This is a genomic window from Alteromonas alvinellae (assembly GCF_902705805.1).
In genome coordinates, this window is sequence record NZ_CACSIH010000229.1 from 16,331 (window position 1) to 37,083 (window position 20,753).

A 20,753-nucleotide genomic window follows, 5' to 3' on the forward strand; every position below is an offset into this window, starting at 1 on the left:
CCTTTCAGTTGGGCTGAAAGTTCAGCCAAAGTTTAGCTAGGCCTATGTGCTTCTTCTCGAAGTTACCTAGCTTTACCAAATTCGGATGTCGGGTAACGAGAGCTATCGTTAGCTCTCACCGTCAATTAATTCTCGCTAACGAGAGCCATGTCTACTTCGCTTTATAGCTTTTAAACGTGCCGCCGCTTTGGGCCAATTTCACCAACAAATCACTTGGTTCTAGCCACATCTTTCCGTAATCACCCAATTGATCACGATAGGTAGTCAGCTTATCTAAAATAGTGCCTAGCCCTACTTCGTCGGCATATTGCATAGGGCCGCCGCGATACACAGGGAAGCCATAACCGTAAACATAAATCACATCGATATCGCTAGATTTAGCTGCAATGCCTTCTTCTAAGATGGCAGCACCTTCGTTAATCAATGAGTACATGACGCGAACAAGAATTTCCTCATCGCTAATGTTTGAACGCTGAACCACGCCTAACCGCTCTGCTTCTTGTTTAGCAATTTCTAGTACTTCTGGATCTGGGATAGGAACTCGACTGCCAGGTTCATAGTTGTAAGCTCCGCGTCCGGTTTTAAGTCCGTTGCGCCCCTTTTCTACCAAGCGATCTGCCACCGCACCGTAAGCGGGGTCGTGTGCAATGTGCTCTTGTCTAGACTGTCGTACATAGTAGCCGATATCTAATCCAGCCATATCACCCATAGTGAACGGCCCCATTGGCATACCAAACTCGGTCAAAACGCGATCAACTTGCTCAGGTGTTGCTCCTTCAAGCAACAAGCGGTTAGCTTCACGGCCGTAAGGCTCAATCATGCGGTTACCCACGAATCCGAAGCAAACGCCTACTAACACAGCTACTTTCTTGATGCGTTTAGCCATCTTCATGCAGGTTTTAATGACCTCAGCAGATGTCTTATCAGCCTTAACCACTTCTAGCAGTCTCATCACATTCGCTGGCGAGAAAAAGTGAAGACCAATCACATCTTCAGGACGCGATGTGGCTGTCGCTATTTCGTCTATATCCAATGTTGACGTATTTGAAGCCAAAATGGCGCCTGGCTTACACACTTTATCTAGCGTCGAGAATACGGTTTTCTTTACTTCCATCTTCTCGAAAACGGCTTCGATGACGAGATCTACATCAGCTAAGTCATCATACGACGTAGTACCTGAAAGCAGTGCCATGCGGCTCTCTACCTGCTCTTGGGTTAACTTGCCTTTTTTCGCTGAGTTTTCGTAGTTCTTTCTAATAAGCGCTAATCCCTTCTCTAGCGCTTCTTCTTTGAGCTCAAGCATTGTGACTGGAATGCCGGCATTGGCGAAATTCATAGCGATACCACCGCCCATTGTTCCCGCGCCGATAATCGCAACCTTTTCAATGTTGCGCTCAGGAGTATTTCTGTCGAAATCGCTCACATGGCCTGCTGCGCGTTCAGCAAAAAAGAAATGTTGCTGGGCACGCGCCTGTGGCGTATTCATACACTCCATGAAAAGCTTGCCTTCATTTTTAAGGCCATCTTCAAAAGCGAGCGTGTAAGCACCGCGTACCGCTTCGATACATTTTAATGGAGCAAAGAAACCACGAGTCGCTTTTTTAGTTTGTGCAGTTACTGCATCAAACACCGCCTGCGTTTCGTCAGACATGGACAGCGTAATATCACTGGTGCGTTTAATCGCTTTATCTGGCGTTAATGCTTGTAAATAAGCTTTTGTATCTTCAAGTAAATGCTCAGGCTTATCAGAAATTTTGTCGAAAACACCTGGAAGTTTGACCACCGACGTAGGCTTGCCTGTTACGATCATTTCTAACGATGTTTGTGCGTCGGCTAAGCGAGGAAGGCGCTGAGTACCGCCTGCGCCCGGTAATATGCCTAGATTTACCTCTGGAAGACCCACCTTATTGTCGGCAAAGGTGATGCGATGATGGCAAGCTAACGCCACTTCTAAGCCACCGCCGAATGCTGGTCCAGGGAGAACAGCAACAACCGGCTTAGACGCATTTTCAATCTTGTCTAGTACCTCAGGCAGCATGGGAGACAAGTCGCCACCAGAGAATTCGCTGATGTCAGCTCCACCCGAAAAAATAGGTAGTGAAGAAGTAATAACAATGGCACGTACGCTGTCGTCATCTAGTGCATTGTTTATGCCTTCTATCAACCCTACTCTGATAGCGCGTGACAGCGCATTAACGGGCGCACTTTGCATTGTCAGCGTGGCAACACCCTGTTGTACTGCATATTCTACGGCTTTATTTTCCATCTCAGTCATAACCATGTCCTGTTTATCACGTTAACTGGATGTTATTGCAGTGTTGTCAATCATCCAAGTTTATTGGTGTTATAGACATTTATCATAATATTTAATAATGACCGCCAGCCCCTTTGTGAATTCATTTCTCTGCGCAGAGCTTGTTCTACCTTGCCTAAGGTTTATTTGACAGAAAATAAAACCGGTGTTTTTGTTAATCGGGCAACACTTGTAATTACATTTTATTTACAAAAGGATGATTGGCTATGCAAGTGCTTAAAACACCGGAAAGCGCCTTTAGAAAAATCACTGACTTTCCTTACCCACCCCGCTTCACTGAAATAACTGACACAGTAAGCGGTGAGATAAGAATGGCCCATTATCAATGTGGACCGAAAGATGGACATACCGTGCTATTAATACACGGCGAACCGACGTGGGCTTATTTGTACCGCAAGATGATGCCTATATTGGCTGATGCGGGATTCAATGTCATCGCGCCGGATCTCATTGGTTTTGGGCGCTCAGATAAACCAGAAAGAAAGGAGGATTACTCCTACGCTCGTCACGTGATATGGCTAAAAGACTGGTTTTCACAGGCTACTAAAGGCCCTGTTACCCTATTTTGTCAAGACTGGGGAGGTTTACTAGGCTTGCGGCTTGTTGCCGATATGCCTGAGCGTTTTTCGGGTGTCATGGTATCTAATACTGGACTGCCCACCGGCGACCATGCGCCTAGTGATGCTTTCATCAAATGGCGTCGTTTCTCTCAGGACGTGCCCGAATTCCCCACTTCGACCATTATTCAAAATGCAACAACCACAGAATTAGACGAAGCAACGTTGGATGCCTACGACGCCCCCTTCCCTGACGAAAGCTTCAAAGCGGGAGCCCGCATGTTTCCTCTTCTAGTTCCTACAAGCCCAGACAATGCTGAGGCACAGGCGAATAGACAGGCATGGGAAAAGCTAAAGCAATATAACAAACCTTTTGTTACAGCTTTCGGTGATAGCGACCCTGTCACCAAAGGTGGAGAAAAAGTATTTCAAAAGCTCGTTCCCGGCTGTAACGGCATGGCCCATACACAGATAAAAAACGGTGGTCACTTTATTCAGGAAGACCAAGGGGAACGGCTGGCCAATCTGCTTGTTCAGTTTATCCAGAATACGCAGCTTAAGTAACAAGACTTTCAACCGACATGAAACTATTAACTATTAGGAGATAACCATGGACGCTCTACTCGACTTTTCTGAACAAGTTGTATTAATTACTGGCGCAGGCAGTGGTTTTGGCCGCCTGTTATCGCTAGGTCTTGCCAACCGAGGAGCGAAACTCGTTCTTTCAGACATTAACGAAACCGCACTTGAGGAAACGAAAAAAGATGTAAAAGCACTCACCGATGTCGTGGTACTAGCCGGTAATATAGCCAGCGAGTCACTAAATAAGGCGCTTGTTGAAAAAGCCATGGAAACCTTTGGCAAACTAGACATTGCCGTAAATAATGCGGGTATAGCGCATAACCCAGCGCCAATTCATCAAATGACAGAGGAAATCATGGATTCGCAGTTTGCTGTGAATGTTAAAGGCGTTATGTTTGGAATGAAGTACCAGATACCCGTTATGCTGGCACAAAAGCAAGGTCACGTTTTAAATGTTAGCTCACTCGCGGGCCTGGGCGGAGCGCCAAAGGGCGGTGCGTATGCTGCAGCAAAACATGCCGTGTCAGGGATAACCCGCACTGCCGCGGTTGAATATGGTCGAAAAAATGTTCGCGTGAATGCAATCTGCCCATTCTATAGTCCAACCAACATATTGAACGTAGATGGGTACAACACCCCTGAAGCGCGAGAGCAATTAGGCCTTGGCAGCCCAATGAAGCGACTAGGCGAACCACAGGAAATCGTTAACACCATGATGCTAATGCTTTCCCCTGGCAACTCTTACATGAACGGACAAACCATAGCAGTAGACGGAGGCGTAACCGCATGGTGATGTACTGCTTGAGTATCAGGCACAAGGGTATATAAAAAAATACCCTTGTATAACACCTAATGTTTCGATTCCATCCTACATTCGGTTTAATGGAGGAGAACAAACAAAGCCGATGAATGAGGTGGGTGCAACCACCTCAGCCATCGACATCGAATAGTGTTTAATCAGTTTGTCTAGCGTTCACGTTGAACAAAAAAGGGAAAAAATGTGATGAACAAGCCAAATAAAAACAGTTTTTTAGCTATCGCACTTTTTCTAGCACCTTCGCTGATGAATTCTAGTTTCGCGCAAGAAGCCCGACCTACGCTTGTAAATATGAAGGAAGTGCCTTCATCCCAATTACTCAAGAAGCAACGTCAGAATAAACCGCTAGCACTAAGCACAGTGAAGCGCGGTACCAATGCCTCGCTTCAAAGTACCAAACAATCGAAAGGCCAGTACCTTATTCACAGCGTACTGCCGAATGCTCGCTTTAGTGCGAAGTAACTCCTAGTCTAGAACTCGACACTCAGCTTGCCTTCCAACAAAATCGCTCCACACTAATACCTTCATCTTAGCGCATTCATAATAATGCCAATCAAATGACACCTACGACATTTAACTCTATTACACTAATTACGTATAGCGCGACACCATTGTGAAAACTATCTTTAAGGTTAACACCGGTAGAAAAAGTCATAAGAAAAGAGGTGAGCATGTTATTAAAACCAAAACATATCGCGTTATTGTTTACGCTGGCAATTGCAGTGTCTGCTATGGGATAGGTACGAAGACGTTTCAACATAGAAACGTCCTTCGAAAGCGAGCTTAAGTCTCAGTTTTTCTTGCTAGACGTGACGTAGGGTTCTTTAGGTTAACGTTTAAAAAACTCAAAGCTTAGCGGATACACCCACAACTCCCCTTTGTTCGCTTTGACTGCTGCCACGATAGCAAAGACGATGTTCATTAATCCAAGAACGATGAAGCCTAGGGCTCCTATGATAATCAGCGTCAAGACAAAACAAATAACAGAGTATATGAGCAAGCTTATTAACCAATTCGCTGTCACCCTGCCGTGCTGATTGATGTCTTCGTTTTGATCTTTGTGAGCAATCCATAGCACGATAGGCAATATGATACCTAAGCCAGGTATAATGAAACTGGATAACTGAGAAACATGAATGAGTGTACAGTAGCTTCGAGCGTTCAAGCCCCAGTAGAGTGGTTCTTCCGTTGACATAATAGTCCTTTTTATTGTGTTGGTTTGATTTGATAAATATAGGCGTTTTCAGTGTGACCGGCATCAAGCTTAACAGGAACAATGACCCGTTCATATTGATCACCTTCAAACTCATCCAGCATGGCCCAGTTTTCGGCAAGTTGAGTAGACGTTAGCATCATGCCCTTCACCTCTTCTTTTGCTTCAGTTAGATCAGAAATAACAATTCCCGGAAACCCCATAGTTGCTCCCCACCCTTGTTGAACTGAGTGCCCTTCTACCGTACCAGACTGCCACTGGCCATCAATATGAGCGACGATATGGTGATTTGGGCAATTAGGAGCAAGGCTTCCGTAGATAAACAACCTTTCTAAATCAGGTGTAGCAGACGTTACATTGTCATTGTTTTGCATTACTTTGACCCATTATTAAAAAACTTTTCGTCAGGTGTTGAGGCAAATTTAAAAACAGGCCCAACCGTTCGCATTACTAGTTATAAATTGCCTAAAAAAGCCAGTGCCTTTGTGAGAGTAATATCGAATTTGTTTTACAAAAGCAACACAGCGTTACACAATGCAAGAGTATGTCTATGTGAACGTCGATTCACTTAAAAAAACACAATAATTAAAGGACAAAGTATGCTCAATCAAAAACGTACTCTGATAGCAGCATTGGTAAGCGTTTCGCTTATGGGATGTGGCGAAAGTACAACACAGACAGAAACTAAACCACAACTCACTGCACAAGACGCCAAGCAGTTTTTAACACAGGCGCAAAATGATATTGCAAAAATGCAAGTTCCTGCCGCGCACGCCGAGTGGAGCTACGCCACCAATATCAATTTCGATACAGCTGCAGTTAGTGCCTACTTTAACGAAGTACTTTCAACGAAAGTAGCCAAACTAGCGAAAGAAGCAGCGAAGTTTAACGATGTAGACGTAGATACCGACACCCGCAGACAGCTTGATCTACTTAAAAACAGTTTAACAATGCCGCCGCCGGCAGATGCTGCCAAAGCAGAACGCTTAGCAAAAATTGGCTCAGACTTGAGCGCTATGTACGGTTCAGGTGAGTATTGCGGCGAAGATGGAACGTGCAAAAGCCTGGTCGAAATGAGCGCAGAAATGGCTACCCTACGCGATGCCGATAAATTGTTAGAGTATTGGACAGGCTGGCGTGAAGTATCTAAACCTATGGCACCACTTTACGCCGAACAAGTGTCACTTGCCAATGAAGGTGCTGCAGAACTTGGCTTCGAAAACGTCAGCGCTTTGTGGCGAGGCAAATATGACATGCCAGCTGACGAATTTCCGAAAGAGCTAGATCGTCTATGGACACAAGTCGAACCTTTCTACGAGTCACTTCATTGTCATGTTCGAGCAAAGCTTGGTGAACATTACGGCGAAGATGTTGTACCACAAGGCAAGCCAATTCCTGCGCATTTATTAGGTAACATGTGGGCGCAGTCGTGGGGGAATATTTACGATATCGTTAAACCTCAGCAAGAAATGAAAGTGCCTGATGTTACAGGCGCACTAGCTGAACAAGGGTATGACGAAATCGCCATGGTTAAACAAGCAGAGTCATTTTTCTCATCGCTTGGCTTTGAAAAACTTCCAGATACCTTTTGGGAACGCTCTATGTTTCAAAAGCCTGAAGGCCGTGACGTACAGTGTCATGCCTCTGCGTGGGATTTAGACGACAAAGACGACCTTCGTATTAAGATGTGTATCCAGAAAACAGGGGAAGAGTTTAACGTTATTCACCACGAATTGGGTCACAATTACTACCAACGCGCTTATAAAGACCAACCACTTCTTTACCGTGGTTCGGCAAACGACGGCTTCCACGAGGCTATTGGCGACACCATCGCTTTATCAATAACACCTAAGTACCTTAAGCAAATCGAATTAATTGATGAGATCCCAGACGCATCAAACGATATCGGAATGTTAATGCAAGTCGCGTTAGACAAGATTGCCTTCATTCCCTTTGGTCTGATGGTTGACCAATGGCGCTGGAAAGTGATGTCAGGTGAAGTAACACCTGAACAATACAATCAACTATGGTGGGAATTGAGAGAAAAGTATCAGGGTGTGATGGCGCCTGTTGAGCGCAGCGCCGACGCATTTGATCCGGGTGCAAAGTATCACGTGCCTGCTAACGTACCTTATACACGCTATTTCCTAGCGCATATCCTTCAATTCCAATTCCATAAAGCACTGTGTGACATTGCAGGTGATGAGGGCCCGCTTAACCGTTGTTCTATCTACGGCAGTGAAGAAGCAGGTAAAGCACTTAACGAAATGCTAGAGATGGGTATGAGCCAACCTTGGCAAAATGCGTTAGAAACACTGACAGGCTCACCGCAAATGGATGCCAGTACTATCGCTGACTACTTTGCGCCACTAAAAACGTGGTTAGATGAGCAAAATGCTACACGCCAGTGTGGCTGGTAGCTCGCTCTGTTACTTAAATCACAACACAGTTGTGAACATTTTTAATAGACAAAGCCCCTTACCACGGGGCTTTTTTAAACAAATTAAACTATTGTTCTATTGAAAGTCCTCTGAATTAGCGTAGTTTTTATACATGAATTATTTTTAACGTTGCAGCACTATGCGCCTTCCCTCAGCGTACTTATTCTCTATCTTTGCTTTATTGGTGAGCTTTAACTTTATCGCTCGAGCTGAAATAGGAGCCCCAGCCTTTCATACCTTTGATATGGAAAGTGGTATCACACACGTTACCGTTTCTGACATTGCTGAAGATAAATATGGTTTTTTGTGGCTAGCCTCTCAATCAGGTATAGATAAATTTGACGGTTATACCTTCAGAAATTTTGGAATGTGGGGAGATGATAAATCTACAGGCCTTCAAACTTTAAGTGTGCTTCAATTAGAAGCAAGCCCGGACGGTGATTATATTTGGGTGGGCACGTTTAGCGGACTAAGTCGCTTAAATGTAGACACAGAAAAATTTAAACATTACTCACTTCCGGTATCGTCCCCCTCAAGCAAGCAAGTCATTAATAGAATAAAAACGACATCCGATGGCACCTTGTGGATAGTATCTGAGCGAAATGTATATCGCTACTATGAAAAAAATGACAGTATCGAACTCGTCAGTTACCTTCCCGATACAACGAGTACACTCACTGATATAGAGTTAATCGGCAATACTCTTTACGTAACCTCCACTTCTGGCCTTTATAAGCTCGATGCTATTAAAAATTCATTAGTACTTGTTGCGTATGAAGGTGTTAACTTCACCAGACTTGTCTCTGCAGAGCGTTCACGGTTCTGGTTAGGCACTTCTACTCATGGTATCTGCCTGTTTAACCCCAATGTTGAGCCCGAGCCAATAACTAAACAATGTACGAGTGAAATACAAGGATTGTCAGACAATTCGGTAACGGATATTTTACTACAGCGAAATGGCGATTTATGGGTTGCGACCGAACGAGGTTTAAACCTTTTAAAAGCCCACAGCCCTTATACAGTATTACACTTCCCAATAAGTGATAAAGACTCAGGAGACGAGCGCGTCTCAAGCCTTTATCAAACAAAATCCGGCCTTGTCGTAGTGGGTACGAAAGACGACGGCTTTGCCATAAGTAACCCAGAACTAAGCAACTTTTATACGACTGAAGTCGGTGGCGGTCGGATAATTGGCTCTATGGCCTCGTTTAAAGAGAATAAAGTATGGGTGGCGAATGAAAAAGGGTTGTGGATTTACGATACGGTTAACAAGACGTATGAAGGGCCATTTACCTCCAATAACGCACAGAAATCCGACAACAAAGCAAGTGATAAAATCACCAGTACTTTCTATGATTCAAATAACGATACGCTTTGGGTAACGACTCGCAGCGGACTAGCAAAGTTAAACAGGGAAACAAGCCGCCTCGAAATTGAGGGGTTACAAGGCAAGTCTGGATACAGCATTAACATTGACACCCAAGGCGATATTTGGTTCGGCGGATATAGCGATGGTGTTTTTGTGTATCGGCCTTCTGAGCGGCGGGTAATACAACAGTGGCCGCTTTCCCTTACTACTCGTATTCTTTTCGAGAATGACGAAAGTGCATGGCTAAGTACTGTAACGGGGCTGCATTTGGCCAACAAGCTCACAGGTGAATTAACAAGTATTAGTGATTATACCGACAAAATTACAGACAGTACGGTTGTAACCTGGGTTTCACGCTCTGAGCGTGGTGGCTATTGGGTAGGGACTCAAGCTGATGGCTTGTATTTTGTCACCAAAAATAACGATGACTTATCAACCATAACAGTGACGCAAATTACGCCAGAGAGTAGATTGAGCAAAGTATCAATTGGGGCAATTGTTGAAGATGATGAGTACGGGTTGTGGATTTCTACTATAGAGGGAATAACTTATCTAGCGCCTGATCTTTCCACACTTTATCACTATGGCGCAGAAAATGGCGCCCTTTCCAAGGGTTACTATATCGGCTCTGTTGCCACAACCCAAAATAACACTATTCTTTTTGGCGGTGCAGAGGGGCTCACGCAGTTTGTTCCGTCAGAAGTCGCAAACGTGAAATGGTCGCCTGCTGTTCACCTGACAAAGGTAGAGACAGTAAGTCGAGATGAACAAAATGGTACTAGCGTGCAACAACGTCTTAACTTAGGCGAAAAGATAGAACTCACTCATAATAACATTGCCCTTTCCATTAAGTTCGCAGCCACAGACTTTATGAATGCTAATGAACTGCGCTATGCATACAAGCTCGTTGATTTCGAAAATAGCTGGCGATTTACTGATTTTAAAACGCGAGTGGCAACCTATACAAACCTAGAGCCTGGGCGATACCGTTTTACGGTAAAAGCGATAAATCAGGAGAATGTATGGAGTAGCGACGAAGCTCAACTCGAAGTTATAGTGATTCCGCCTTGGTGGGACGAGCCTATATGGCGTGGCGCATTAGTTTTAAGTATTCTCTTCATCATCTCTTCAGTAATCTGGCTACGAATTTCGGCGCTGAAAAAACGCTCTGCAGAACTGGCCCTTAAAGTAGAGGAAAAAACACGAGATCTTGAAGCAATGATAGAAAAACTTACGCATTTATCGACGCAAGACTCGTTAACTGGGCTTAAAAATAGGCGTTATTTCACACAGAGAGCCAACGCAGAGTGGCAAGAATTTAAACGGCATGGTCGTACCTTTTCCTTGCTTATTGTGGATATAGACTTTTTCAAGAATATAAACGATGAATACGGCCATCATGTAGGCGATGAGGTTTTGGTAAAAATAGCCAAAACCTTGGAGAAAAACCTTCGAGAAAGCGATGTCATTGCACGTTGGGGCGGAGAAGAATTTTTGATATTGTTACCCTCTCTCAATATACAAGAAGCTTATTGGGTAGCAGAAAAGTTACGAAAGTGTGTTTCGGAACAAACTATTGAAAGCCATCCCCACTCAATTAAGGTAACCATAACGTGCGGCGTTGCTGACATTAAAGATTATGATAGCGTAGATGCCTGTATTCACGCTGTTGATAAAAAGCTGTATATGGGTAAAGAGTCAGGCCGAAACGCCGTGGTGAAATAATATCAATCCGCAAGTTTTTGGCTAACCCAATCCGGCTTTTTTGCCTTTAATCTTTTATGCAGTCAATCTCTTTGTCATGCAATCCATCGCAGTCATTGATCACTTGTTGCGTTTGCTGCTTATAAAACCTTGTAATGATAAACATTTTTAATTGCAAGGAGGATAGTGTTATGGCTAACGTATTAGTGATTGGCGCTTCGGGACAAATTGGTAAACAAGCAACAGTTAAATTGTTGGATGCTGGTCACAAAGTCGTAGCGCCAGTAAGAAGCCCAGACAAACTGTCAGATATCCAAAATGCCAACCTCACAGTGGTTGAGCAGGATTTAGAAAAAGATTTTTCAGCATACTTTGAAGGTGTGGACGTTGCGGTATTCACAGCAGGTTCAGGCGGTAGCACCGGCGCTGATAAAACACTTATGATTGATCTTTGGGCGGCTCGCAACGCGGTTAACTATGCAAAAGCGGCGGGGACACCTAAATTTGTTATGGTTAGTTCTATTGGTGCAGACGATCCTGACGCAGTGGAGTCAGCAATTAAACCATACTTGGTTGCCAAACACATGGCTGACGAGCATTTAATTAATAGCGGCTTACATCACGTAATTCTTCGACCTGGCACTTTATTAAATGAACCGGGCACGCATTTAGTACGAACCGATATGCCAAGCAATAGGGACGATGCTGTAATACCAAGAGAAGATGTTGCGACAGCTATTGTCGAAAGCGTTGCAAGAGAAAGTAATGCTGACTTGATCACCTATTTATTTAAAGGTGATACACCAATTTCCCATATTTTCTAGGTGAGCGACTTTTCTAGGTGATCGGCGCCCTCTCATTTGCCAATGCGTTATCGCGTTTGTTCAAGCTAGAGAGGGCTTACTTTTTGCTTCGGTCGCCGGTTTGTATACTGCTGACTTAGGTAGTGCCTAGAATAGGCAGTATCACGTACTCAATATTTGCCTACGCAGAGATTAGAGATAGTCACCTACGGTATCAATGACTGGCTAATCCAGTTGCCATTTCCGTCTTTGTGATGCCACTCTCGACTTTGAGGGTTACCTCTCAAATTCAGGTAATCTACGCTATCAATAGCCAGCATGATCACGCAAAAGTGATGTGGTACTACATCAAAATCCCCTTCAACCTGTAGTGCCGAACCATCGTTTCTTGGTGTGCCGGGCTCGCCCCACAAAAACTGCTTTTTGCCTGCATCTGACAATTTATTCCAGTGCTGAGTAACTAAGTCAGCATCTTGATGTAACGTTATTATTGTTGCAGTACAAGAGAAGCGATATTGCTCCCTGGTTTTAGAAAAATACCAACACACCTGCGAGTGAGGATTCTGGCCAAGCTGGTCATATTTGTCTGAGCGGGTGTCAGAAATAACCACCAGTTGATTGTCGTCGGTGATCCCTCTAAAAACCACGGTACGGCAGTACGGTACACCACTACTGTCCACAGTCGCTAACTGAAAGTAACGACTTTCTGGCATACTGCGGGTTTGGTGAAGACTCTTTGTCAATCCTTGTCGCCACTGGGGCATAACCACCTCCGGGATTAAAATCGCCTGGTTTACCGCTACGCGGCTTTCTTCTTGGCGGCTAAAGAAAACAGCGTGTAGAAGTTTTGCGTGGTAATTTCCGCGAGCTCTTTTACCGTCACGCCTTTAAGCTCAGCAATAAATTCTGCCACTTCTACCACATAACCTGGCTGGTTTTGTTTACCGCGATGAGGAACTGGCGCAAGCCATGGTGAGTCAGTTTCAATAAGTAATCGCTCTAAAGGGATCGCTTTTACCACCTCACGCAATTCATCTGCTGAATTAAAGGTTACGATGCCTGAAATAGATATATAGAAGTCCATCTCTATTGCTGCCAGCGCCATGTCTAATGACTCAGTAAAGCAATGCAAAACACCTTTGGTGTGCGCAGCTTTGTGTTGGCGGAGTAAGTTAATGGTGTCTTCCCTTGCATCCCGCGTATGAATAATTAACGGCTTTTTAGTTTCGTTAGCTACTTTGATGTGGTCGACGAAAGACGTTAGCTGGACTTCTTTACTTTCCGGACTATAAAAATAGTCCAGCCCAGTTTCGCCAATGGCTACCACTTCTTCACGCTGCGCCTTCTCTAACAGTTCTTCATAGCAACACGCTTCATCTTGATGTAGTGGGTGCACACCACAAGATACTGATACATCTTCAAACTGACTTACAGCTGCTAACATGCTGTCGTAATCACCAACAGATACGCACACACAAAGGAAGTGTTCAACACCTCGGGTTCTTGCGAAATTTAAGGTTTCAGCCAGCTCTTCTGGCCCTTGCTTAAGTCGGTCTAAGTGACAATGAGAATCTACGAACAAACTACACCTGTTTTAAAAAATTGCTGTCAGACAAAAGGGCTTCGACAAGCCAGCGTTTGCCTATTAACGTTGAAATTGCTTTAGTAACCCAAAAAGTACCATTGATTTGTTAACACCTGCGTGCTGCAGCGTTCTTACCGCATCAACACACGCTTCATAGCGTTTAAAATCAACAGCCTGTTGACGTTTTATGTATTCGTCATGGGCCATCTGTTGACACCACAATGCGATTTGAGGCGCATTGTCCTGCCACTTATTCGCAAGCGTTTGTACTTGCAAATTTGCATCGCCTGCTAAGAGCGCTTGCATACCATCGCTAAAATTGCGATAGCTAATGTCTTCTTCACCACTGAGGGCCTCTTCTACGCGAAGAGGGGCGTAACCATAAGCTGCCAGTAACGCTTCGCTTGCATCTTCTACGCCCTTAGCGTTTAAGTAGTTCAAACTGTCTGACACTGACGGGAGTGAGAGTATCTGCCGTTCACATCGACTTAATATGGTCGGCATAATTTTATTGATACTGTCAGTGATCAGCAGCAAGAAGGTATTATTTGTGGGTTCTTCCAAGGTTTTCAACAGTGCATTAGCTGCCGCTTCCGTCATGGTATCGGCACGGGGAATCAACAACACTTTATTACCCCCCATTTGCGCAGTACCTGATAGCTTGCCAATGCCCTCGCGAATTTTATCCACACCTAACTGCTTTTCACTTTCTAAAACATGAAAGTCTGGGTGGTTTCCAGCTTGCCTCAAATGGCAACTTTGACACTGTTCACATGGCCCATTTATGCTTGGCTGCTTACACAATAGCGCATTGCTTAACCCTAACGCGAGTTGGTATTTTCCAATTCCCTTTGGCCCTGTCAGCAATAAACCATGGTGTAGTTTCTTGGCCATATATCGCGACAGTAACGTAGAGAACGTTGTAGCAAACCAAGGCATTACTTGCATTAACCTTTCCCCTGCTGGCTTTCGCTACTTGTGTTCGTCACATAGTCATTGATAATCGCAATCACGTCTTGATGAACCTTTTCCATAGGCTGCATTGCACTGACAACGACGATAGATTCATCTTGCTTAGCAAGCGACAAGTATTTTGCACGAGTTCGTTCGAAAAAGGCGAGCCCCGCTTGCTCAATGCGGTCAAGCTCCCCTCGCCCACGGGCGCGCTCTAGTCCAACCGCAGGCTCGACATCCAGATATAAAGTTAAATCTGGCTTAAACCCTTTAAGGGCGATATCGCTGATGGCCGACATTGTTTTTCCACTGACGCCCCGACCACCGCCTTGATAGGCTTGAGATGACAGGTCGTGTCTGTCACCTACCACCCACGCACCAGCATCAAGTGATGGTAAGATTTTATTGGTAAGTAATTGCACACGAGCCGCATACATAAGAAGTAGTTCAGTCTCCTCACTCACGGTCTCATCCCAGTCGTGTTTTACACATTCTCGAATGGCTTCAGCCATAGGTGTGCCGCCTGGCTCACGAGTTTGCTCAACGCGCTTTCCTGCACCTTTTAATGCTTGAACAATCAGCCCAATCACTGAGCTTTTTCCTGCCCCTTCAAGGCCTTCAACTACAATAAACTTTCCGCGCATTACTTTTTAAACTCTGTTTTTATTTAGCTATAACGTATCGGTTGTCTGCATCAATACGGCTATCGTTTTAACTGGTATTTTCGCACAGCTGCATTGTGTTCAGCTAGTGTCGTAGAAAATTGATGGCTGCCATCGCCCTTCGCCACAAAATAGAGTGCATCCGTTGTCAGTGGGTGCAACGCAGCGTGAATGGCGGCCTTGCCTGCCATCGCGATAGGCGTAGGTGGGAGCCCTTTAATAACATAGGTATTGTAAGGCGTTGCTGTTCGCAAGTGCTTACGGGTAATGTTTCCGTCAAACGTAGGACCGATACCGTAAATCACGGTGGGATCAGTTTGAAGACGCATATTTCTGTTTAGCCTATTGACGAAAACGCCTGAAATCATGTCACGTTCCGCAGGCACAGCCGTTTCTTTTTCAATGATACTCGCTAAGATAAGAGCCTCGTAAGGTGTGGCTAACGGCAGTTCGGCATCCCGTAATTCCCATTCGCTAGAGACAAAGTCAATTAGCGCGCGGTGTGCTCTTTTCAATACCTCGCTTGCGGTTGTGCCTTTGGTAAAGAAATACGTATCAGCCAAATATACGCCCTCTGTCTGCGAAACGTTTTCGCAACACCAATCTACGCCATTATCCTGAGTGAGCTGGTTTAATTTCCCTTCGTTTAAATCAAACACCAAATCAGTGTTTTGTTTAAGCGCCTCAAGCCACTGTGCAAGGGTTAGGCCTTCGACTAAACTCACTGCGAAGAGATGCTCATCGCCCTCAGTAAACAAGGTAAACACATCTACTAGTGACTGCCCTGGGCGCAGCATGTAGGTGCCAGACTTAACAGACGTACTACCTGCAAAGAATTTGAGCCACACCTTAGCAACAAAGGGCGACACATCGGTCATGCCTATCTTACGCAAGTGTTTCACGGTACGATAAGCGTTACTGCCGCTCTCTATCGTAAATAAGGTTTCACTTTTTAATGCTAGTTCATCGGTAACCTTGCTCGAGACATACATTACGCCAGAGGCTGCCCCAACAACGGCAAGCATGACAAGAGATAATAGAATAACAATTACCCGCTTCATGCTTGAACTTCCCCTTTCCTCATTGCTTTACATTCCATTTTATTTCTTTTTACTACTAATCTGGTGAAGCTCGTAAAACGTTGACGAACCCCGTTGTAAGAAGTGCGTTTTAATTAATTTTGAAGCGCAGTCTGAAGCCGTGTCTTTAGCGCTACAATCGCATCGCTTCTCACATCAAAATCGACATAAGAGAAATCCGGCATTTGTATTCTCTGTACCGGCATTACGCCCATTAGTGCATTGGTAATTACCACTGCACTCGCTTTTCGCAAATAAGAAAGGTCATATTCCCCCACGTGAAGCGAATAATTGTCGTTTAACAGCGAATCAATAAGACACTGCCTGACTACGCCATTGACACCGCTTCCTTTCAAAGACGGGGTATACCATTGTTCATTAAGGTAGAAAAATACATTGCCAGCACTCGCTTCAATAATGTTATCTTGGGTATCGCAAACAATAGCATCGTGTACGCCAGCGTCATCTACTTCGTGCTTAATTAAGACTTGTTCTAGCCTGTTCATATGCTTTACACCCGCAAGCAATGGTTGAATGGCTAACCGCGTTTGAGCGCATATTACCGTTGCACCTTCATTCGCAAGACTATCGTAATGGACGGGGTACGGGTGCTGGCTAAATCTGACTAATGCTTCACTGTCTTCGCTTCGCGCATACCCCCTTCCGGCTTGACCTCCCGACACGTGAACTTTTAGCACATATTTTGGAGAAGCGTTATCACCTGAACCGCTCTTTATCGTCTTAACCTGTTCAGCAATTGCGGCTTCAAGCGCGCAAATATCAATATTGAGCTTGATGGCTGCCGCATCGTGCTCTAAACGTGAAATATGATAAGGCAATAATTGCACTTTGTGTTCGTCTACCAGCAAAGTGGTAAACACACCGTCGCCATAATTAAACGCCCTGTCACTTGATGAAATAGGCGTAGCGCTAGGAATAATTCTCACTGCCTACTCTTGTTCGCCGTTATTGTGGTTGTTGGAAGTATACCAACTTGCGTTGGTCAGACAACGTCTAGCTGAATTGATTTGGCTGTAGCTGTGCTCAAAGAGACCTTAGTTTTATGATATTTACTGCGAGATTTAACTGTATAAACAACAAAAGGCAGCCGAAGCTGCCTTTTGACTATACGTAAATTACACTTAAACAGCGATGATTACGCTATATTAGTTACGCCGTATTAGATACGCTTGAAAATCAATGAGCCGTTCGTACCGCCAAACCCGAATGAGTTGCACAGTGCGTAGTCTTCATTGAATGCTTTTGCTTTGTGTGCAACAAAGTCTAAGTCGCAGCCTTCACCTGGCTCATCCAAATTAATGGTTGGCGGCGCCATTTTGTCACGCAGTGCCAAAATAGTGAAAATTGCCTCAACTGAACCGGCGGCCCCTAGCAAATGGCCTGTCATTGACTTGGTAGAGCTAACAAGTAGCTTGTGAGCATGGTCATTGAACACGCGTTTTACTGCTGCCACTTCGGCAATATCACCTGCAGGCGTAGACGTACCATGTGCGTTAACATAGCCGATTTCGCTTGCATCCAACTTCGCATCATTTATCGCGTTTTGCATAGACGCTGCCGCACCTTCGCCATCTTCAGGTGGAGAAGTCATGTGGTATGCATCGCCGCTCATGCCAAAACCAACCAGTTCTGCATAAATGGTCGCGCCACGCGCTTTTGCTGCTTCGTATTCTTCTAGCATTACCACGCCAGCGCCCTCACCCATGACAAAACCATCGCGGTCTTTATCCCATGGGCGGCTTGCTGCTTGTGGGTTGTCGTTGCGAGATGACAACGCACGTGCTGCGGCAAAACCAGCCATGCCTAACGGCGTAATAGACGCTTCTGCGCCTCCGGCCAACATGGCATCAGCATCGCCATAAGCAATTGTTCTTGCGGCAATACCAATATTATGAACGCCTGTTGTACAAGCAGTCACAACGTTTAAATTCGGTCCTTTCAACCCTTCCATGATAGACAAAAAGCCTGAGATCATGTTGGTAATAGTTGAAGGTACAAAAAATGGCGATACGCGCTTAGGACCGCTATTTGTCAGTTTTAAATGGTTTTGTTCAATTTGTTCTAAACCACCAATACCTGAACCAATAGCTACACCTACACGATGCGCATTATCTTGTGAAATAGTTAAACCAGAATCGACCAAGGCTTGCTTGCCTGCTGCAATACCCAGCTGGATAAAGCGGTCCATTTTCTTGGTTTCTTTCTTTTCAATGTATTCCTGCGGATCAAAATCATTAATTTGACCTGCGAAACGGGTTGAATAGTTACTACAATCGAAATGGGTGATTTCACCGATGCCGCTTTCGCCCGCGAGCAATTTGCGCCATGTGTCTTCGCTATTAAGACCTAATGGTGAAAGCATTCCAAGACCAGTAACCACTACGCGACGTTTTGTCACAAAAAGCCCTCGCTTTGGAACTAAGGTAGGAGATACAAAAACGGCTCTGTTAGAAGAGCCGTTTTGTCGCTACTTAAGACTTAAGCGTCTTTGTTAGCGTTGATGTAATCAATTGCTGATTGAACAGTAGTAATTTTTTCTGCTTCTTCGTCAGGAATTTCAGTATCGAATTCTTCTTCCAAAGCCATTACTAGCTCAACAGTGTCAAGTGAATCAGCGCCTAAATCGTCAACGAATGAAGCTTCTGCTTTTACTTCTTCTTCTTTCACGCCAAGTTGTTCAACGATGATTTTCTTAACGCGTTCTTCAATGTTACTCATAATTCTAGGTTTCCCTTAAACGTCACTAGATAATAAAAGTGCCGCTAGTTTATTTTGCAAGGTGCATCCTTGCAAGCACCAGTTTAAACAAATTTTCTGGTCAAACCAGCGACATTCGAAATTCGTAAAATACTATTTTTACATCCAAGTTCGGGTAAATACCACCCCAAACTAAGGAAAATTCGCAATTTTTGCGAATTTACCCCATATACATACCACCATTTACATGGATAGTTTCGCCTGTAATATAGGCTGCACCATCGCTTACTAAAAAGGCAACAGTGGCTGCAATTTCATCAGGCTCGCCTAATCGGTTAGCCGGAATATCTTTGAAAATGGCTTCTTTTTGGTCATCGGTCAGCGCTTTTGTCATATCGGTATCGATAAAACCAGGCGCTACAACGTTGATGGTAATACCACGAGAAGCCACTTCACGAGCCATTGATTTAGAAAAACCAATGACCCCTGCTTTCGCTGCAGCGTAGTTTGCCTGTCCGGCATTACCTGCACTGCCCACCACTGAACCAATGTTCACGATGCGACCAAAACGCTTCTTCATCATACCGCGAAGTACCGCTTTTGACAGTGTGAAAATTGAGGTTAAGTTGGTGTCGATAATGTCCTGCCACTCGTCATCTTTCATGCGCATTAGCAGATTATCACGTGTGATACCGGCATTATTGACCAAGATATCGATACCACCATGAGCTTCATTGATCGCTTTAATCGTGGTATCTACGTTTTCTTTGTCGGTGACATTTAGTGCAAAGCCTTTGCCGCCGAATTCAGAAAGATAATCGCTGATCGCTTGCGCACCATTTTCACTGGTTGCGGTTCCGATAACCGTAGCACCTTGCTGAGCAAGCTGCGTGGCAATCGCTTTGCCTATACCTCGGCTTGCGCCGGTAACAAGCGCAATTTTACCGTCTAATTGACTCATTGCGTTTCCTTATTGTTTTAATGCTTCAACACCATCAGGTGTATTAACTGCAAGAGATTCTAGGCTCTTGTCGATACGTTTGTTCAATCCAGTAAGTACTTTACCAGGACCTACTTCGATAACGCGCTCAACGCCCGCTGCCGCCAAATATTCAACAGTGCGTGTCCATTGAACGGGGCAATATAGTTGTCTCACTAATGCGTTCTTGATTGCATCACCTTGGGTTTCTATAGTGACATCAACATTGTTCACAATATTGATTGCAGGCTCATTAACGTTCAATGACGATAATGCGTCTTCTAACTTATCTGCTGCAGGACGCATTAACTCACAGTGTGAAGGAACGCTTACCGCAAGAGGAAGTGCGCGCTTGGCGCCCGCTTCTTTACACGCATTAGCAGCTTGCTCTGCGGCGTTCTTTTCCCCTGCAATAACCACTTGGCCTGGAGAGTTAAAGTTAACTGGTGCAACTACATCGCCTGTAGCAATAGCAGTTTGCTGACAAATATCAGCAATGGCGGCATCGTCTAACCCGATAATGGCATACATGGCACCTGCACCTGCTGGTACAGCTTCTTGCATATATTTACCACGGGCTTCTACGAGCTTGATAGCATCAGCAAAATCCATGGCGCCGCCACATACTAATGCTGAGTACTCACCAAGGCTGTGACCCGCTAGGTAATCTACGTCTATGCCCTGCTCGCGAATAACACGCCAAATTGCTACGCTAGCAGCAAGCAACGCTGGCTGAGTGATATGCGTTTCGTTAAGTTTACCGTCTGCATCGTTTTGGACTAAATCCCACAGATCGTAGCCGAGCGCGTCAGAGGCTTCTTCAAACGTTGCTTCGATAATAGGAGAAGTCTCAGCAAGTTCCTTTAGCATACCTACGCTTTGAGAACCTTGTCCTGGAAATACACAGGCTGTCTTTGTCATGTCGATTCCTTATTATTTTTAATTTACTAGAAGCGAGAAAACGTCGGAGTTGGAG

General features: G+C 44.8%; 20 protein-coding genes. 6 read left to right on the top strand and 14 right to left on the bottom strand.

Features of this window, described 5'->3' with window-relative positions; all coding sequences use genetic code 11:
* Positions 1 to 151: 151 nt before the first annotated feature.
* Positions 152 to 2,275 carry a 3-hydroxyacyl-CoA dehydrogenase NAD-binding domain-containing protein gene (locus ACX5KA_RS18015; protein ID WP_458731802.1) on the bottom strand — a complete coding sequence of 708 codons (2,124 nt, stop codon included), beginning with the start codon at positions 2,273 to 2,275 and terminating at the stop codon, positions 152 to 154.
* Between the two features lie 245 nt (positions 2,276 to 2,520).
* On the opposite strand from ACX5KA_RS18015, the gene ACX5KA_RS18020 reads away from it, so the two are divergent.
* The 3 genes from ACX5KA_RS18020 (at position 2,521) to ACX5KA_RS18030 (ending at position 4,732) form a co-directional block, all read left to right on the top strand.
* Entirely contained in the window at positions 2,521 to 3,435 is a 915-nt protein-coding gene (locus ACX5KA_RS18020) for a haloalkane dehalogenase (RefSeq protein ID WP_458731803.1), read from the top strand.
* Between the two features lie 46 nt (positions 3,436 to 3,481).
* On the top strand, positions 3,482 to 4,246 hold the full coding sequence (locus tag ACX5KA_RS18025) for an SDR family NAD(P)-dependent oxidoreductase (RefSeq protein WP_458731804.1): 765 nt from the start codon (positions 3,482 to 3,484) through the stop codon (positions 4,244 to 4,246).
* A gap of 210 nt (positions 4,247 to 4,456) precedes the next feature.
* Positions 4,457 to 4,732, top strand: coding sequence for a hypothetical protein (locus tag ACX5KA_RS18030; RefSeq protein ID WP_039224011.1), 276 nt, complete (start codon positions 4,457 to 4,459; stop codon positions 4,730 to 4,732).
* Positions 4,733 to 4,823: 91 nt separating this feature from the next.
* Here ACX5KA_RS18030 and ACX5KA_RS18035 read toward each other — a convergent pair whose 3' ends face one another.
* The 3 genes from ACX5KA_RS18035 to ACX5KA_RS18045 form a co-directional block, all read right to left on the bottom strand.
* Positions 4,824 to 5,030 carry a hypothetical protein gene (locus ACX5KA_RS18035; protein WP_458731805.1) on the bottom strand — a complete coding sequence of 69 codons (207 nt, stop codon included), beginning with the start codon at positions 5,028 to 5,030 and terminating at the stop codon, positions 4,824 to 4,826.
* Between the two features lie 69 nt (positions 5,031 to 5,099).
* Complete coding sequence (locus tag ACX5KA_RS18040) at positions 5,100 to 5,465, bottom strand: DUF4870 domain-containing protein (protein WP_334047969.1); 366 nt, start codon at positions 5,463 to 5,465, stop codon at positions 5,100 to 5,102.
* A gap of 11 nt (positions 5,466 to 5,476) precedes the next feature.
* Positions 5,477 to 5,857 (bottom strand): gamma-glutamylcyclotransferase family protein, encoded by a 381-nt coding sequence (locus ACX5KA_RS18045; protein WP_458731806.1) that lies wholly within the window; start codon positions 5,855 to 5,857, stop codon positions 5,477 to 5,479.
* Positions 5,858 to 6,082: 225 nt separating this feature from the next.
* Between ACX5KA_RS18045 and ACX5KA_RS18050 the strand changes: the two genes are divergently transcribed.
* The 3 genes from ACX5KA_RS18050 (at position 6,083) to ACX5KA_RS18060 (ending at position 11,821) form a co-directional block, all read left to right on the top strand.
* On the top strand, positions 6,083 to 7,903 hold the full coding sequence (locus tag ACX5KA_RS18050; RefSeq protein ID WP_458731807.1) for a M2 family metallopeptidase: 1,821 nt from the start codon (positions 6,083 to 6,085) through the stop codon (positions 7,901 to 7,903).
* 160 nt (positions 7,904 to 8,063) lie between these two features.
* Positions 8,064 to 11,018: a ligand-binding sensor domain-containing diguanylate cyclase gene (locus tag ACX5KA_RS18055; RefSeq protein WP_039224003.1), complete on the top strand. Its 2,955-nt coding sequence runs from the start codon at positions 8,064 to 8,066 to the stop codon at positions 11,016 to 11,018.
* A gap of 170 nt (positions 11,019 to 11,188) precedes the next feature.
* Positions 11,189 to 11,821 (top strand): SDR family oxidoreductase, encoded by a 633-nt coding sequence (locus ACX5KA_RS18060; RefSeq protein ID WP_458731808.1) that lies wholly within the window; start codon positions 11,189 to 11,191, stop codon positions 11,819 to 11,821.
* Positions 11,822 to 12,006: 185 nt separating this feature from the next.
* Here the strand turns inward: ACX5KA_RS18060 and ACX5KA_RS18065 are convergent, their stop codons facing one another.
* The 10 genes from ACX5KA_RS18065 to fabD form a co-directional block, all read right to left on the bottom strand.
* Positions 12,007 to 12,564, bottom strand: a complete 558-nt coding sequence (locus ACX5KA_RS18065; protein ID WP_458731809.1) for a pyridoxamine 5'-phosphate oxidase family protein — start codon at positions 12,562 to 12,564, stop codon at positions 12,007 to 12,009.
* Positions 12,565 to 12,599: 35 nt separating this feature from the next.
* Positions 12,600 to 13,382: a TatD family hydrolase gene (locus tag ACX5KA_RS18070; RefSeq protein WP_458731810.1), complete on the bottom strand. Its 783-nt coding sequence runs from the start codon at positions 13,380 to 13,382 to the stop codon at positions 12,600 to 12,602.
* Between the two features lie 63 nt (positions 13,383 to 13,445).
* Positions 13,446 to 14,333, bottom strand: coding sequence for a DNA polymerase III subunit delta' (gene holB, locus ACX5KA_RS18075; protein WP_014979119.1), 888 nt, complete (start codon positions 14,331 to 14,333; stop codon positions 13,446 to 13,448).
* The gene (tmk, locus tag ACX5KA_RS18080) at positions 14,333 to 14,983 is read right to left on the bottom strand and encodes a dTMP kinase (RefSeq protein ID WP_014949218.1); all 651 of its coding nucleotides are present in this window, start codon (positions 14,981 to 14,983) and stop codon (positions 14,333 to 14,335) included. The genes holB and tmk overlap by 1 nt, the downstream gene beginning before the upstream one ends.
* Positions 14,984 to 15,042: 59 nt before the next feature.
* Positions 15,043 to 16,062, bottom strand: coding sequence for an endolytic transglycosylase MltG (gene mltG / locus ACX5KA_RS18085; protein WP_283616577.1), 1,020 nt, complete (start codon positions 16,060 to 16,062; stop codon positions 15,043 to 15,045).
* 113 nt (positions 16,063 to 16,175) lie between these two features.
* Positions 16,176 to 17,027 (bottom strand): aminodeoxychorismate lyase, encoded by an 852-nt coding sequence (gene pabC, locus ACX5KA_RS18090; RefSeq protein WP_458731811.1) that lies wholly within the window; start codon positions 17,025 to 17,027, stop codon positions 16,176 to 16,178.
* 233 nt (positions 17,028 to 17,260) lie between these two features.
* Positions 17,261 to 18,499, bottom strand: coding sequence for a beta-ketoacyl-ACP synthase II (fabF, locus tag ACX5KA_RS18095; RefSeq protein WP_014949215.1), 1,239 nt, complete (start codon positions 18,497 to 18,499; stop codon positions 17,261 to 17,263).
* Positions 18,500 to 18,579: 80 nt separating this feature from the next.
* Positions 18,580 to 18,819: an acyl carrier protein gene (gene acpP, locus ACX5KA_RS18100; RefSeq protein ID WP_012518211.1), complete on the bottom strand. Its 240-nt coding sequence runs from the start codon at positions 18,817 to 18,819 to the stop codon at positions 18,580 to 18,582.
* A gap of 199 nt (positions 18,820 to 19,018) precedes the next feature.
* On the bottom strand, positions 19,019 to 19,759 hold the full coding sequence (gene fabG, locus ACX5KA_RS18105; protein WP_458731812.1) for a 3-oxoacyl-ACP reductase FabG: 741 nt from the start codon (positions 19,757 to 19,759) through the stop codon (positions 19,019 to 19,021).
* A gap of 9 nt (positions 19,760 to 19,768) precedes the next feature.
* Positions 19,769 to 20,698: an ACP S-malonyltransferase gene (gene fabD / locus ACX5KA_RS18110; RefSeq protein ID WP_458731813.1), complete on the bottom strand. Its 930-nt coding sequence runs from the start codon at positions 20,696 to 20,698 to the stop codon at positions 19,769 to 19,771.
* Positions 20,699 to 20,753: the final 55 nt, after the last annotated feature.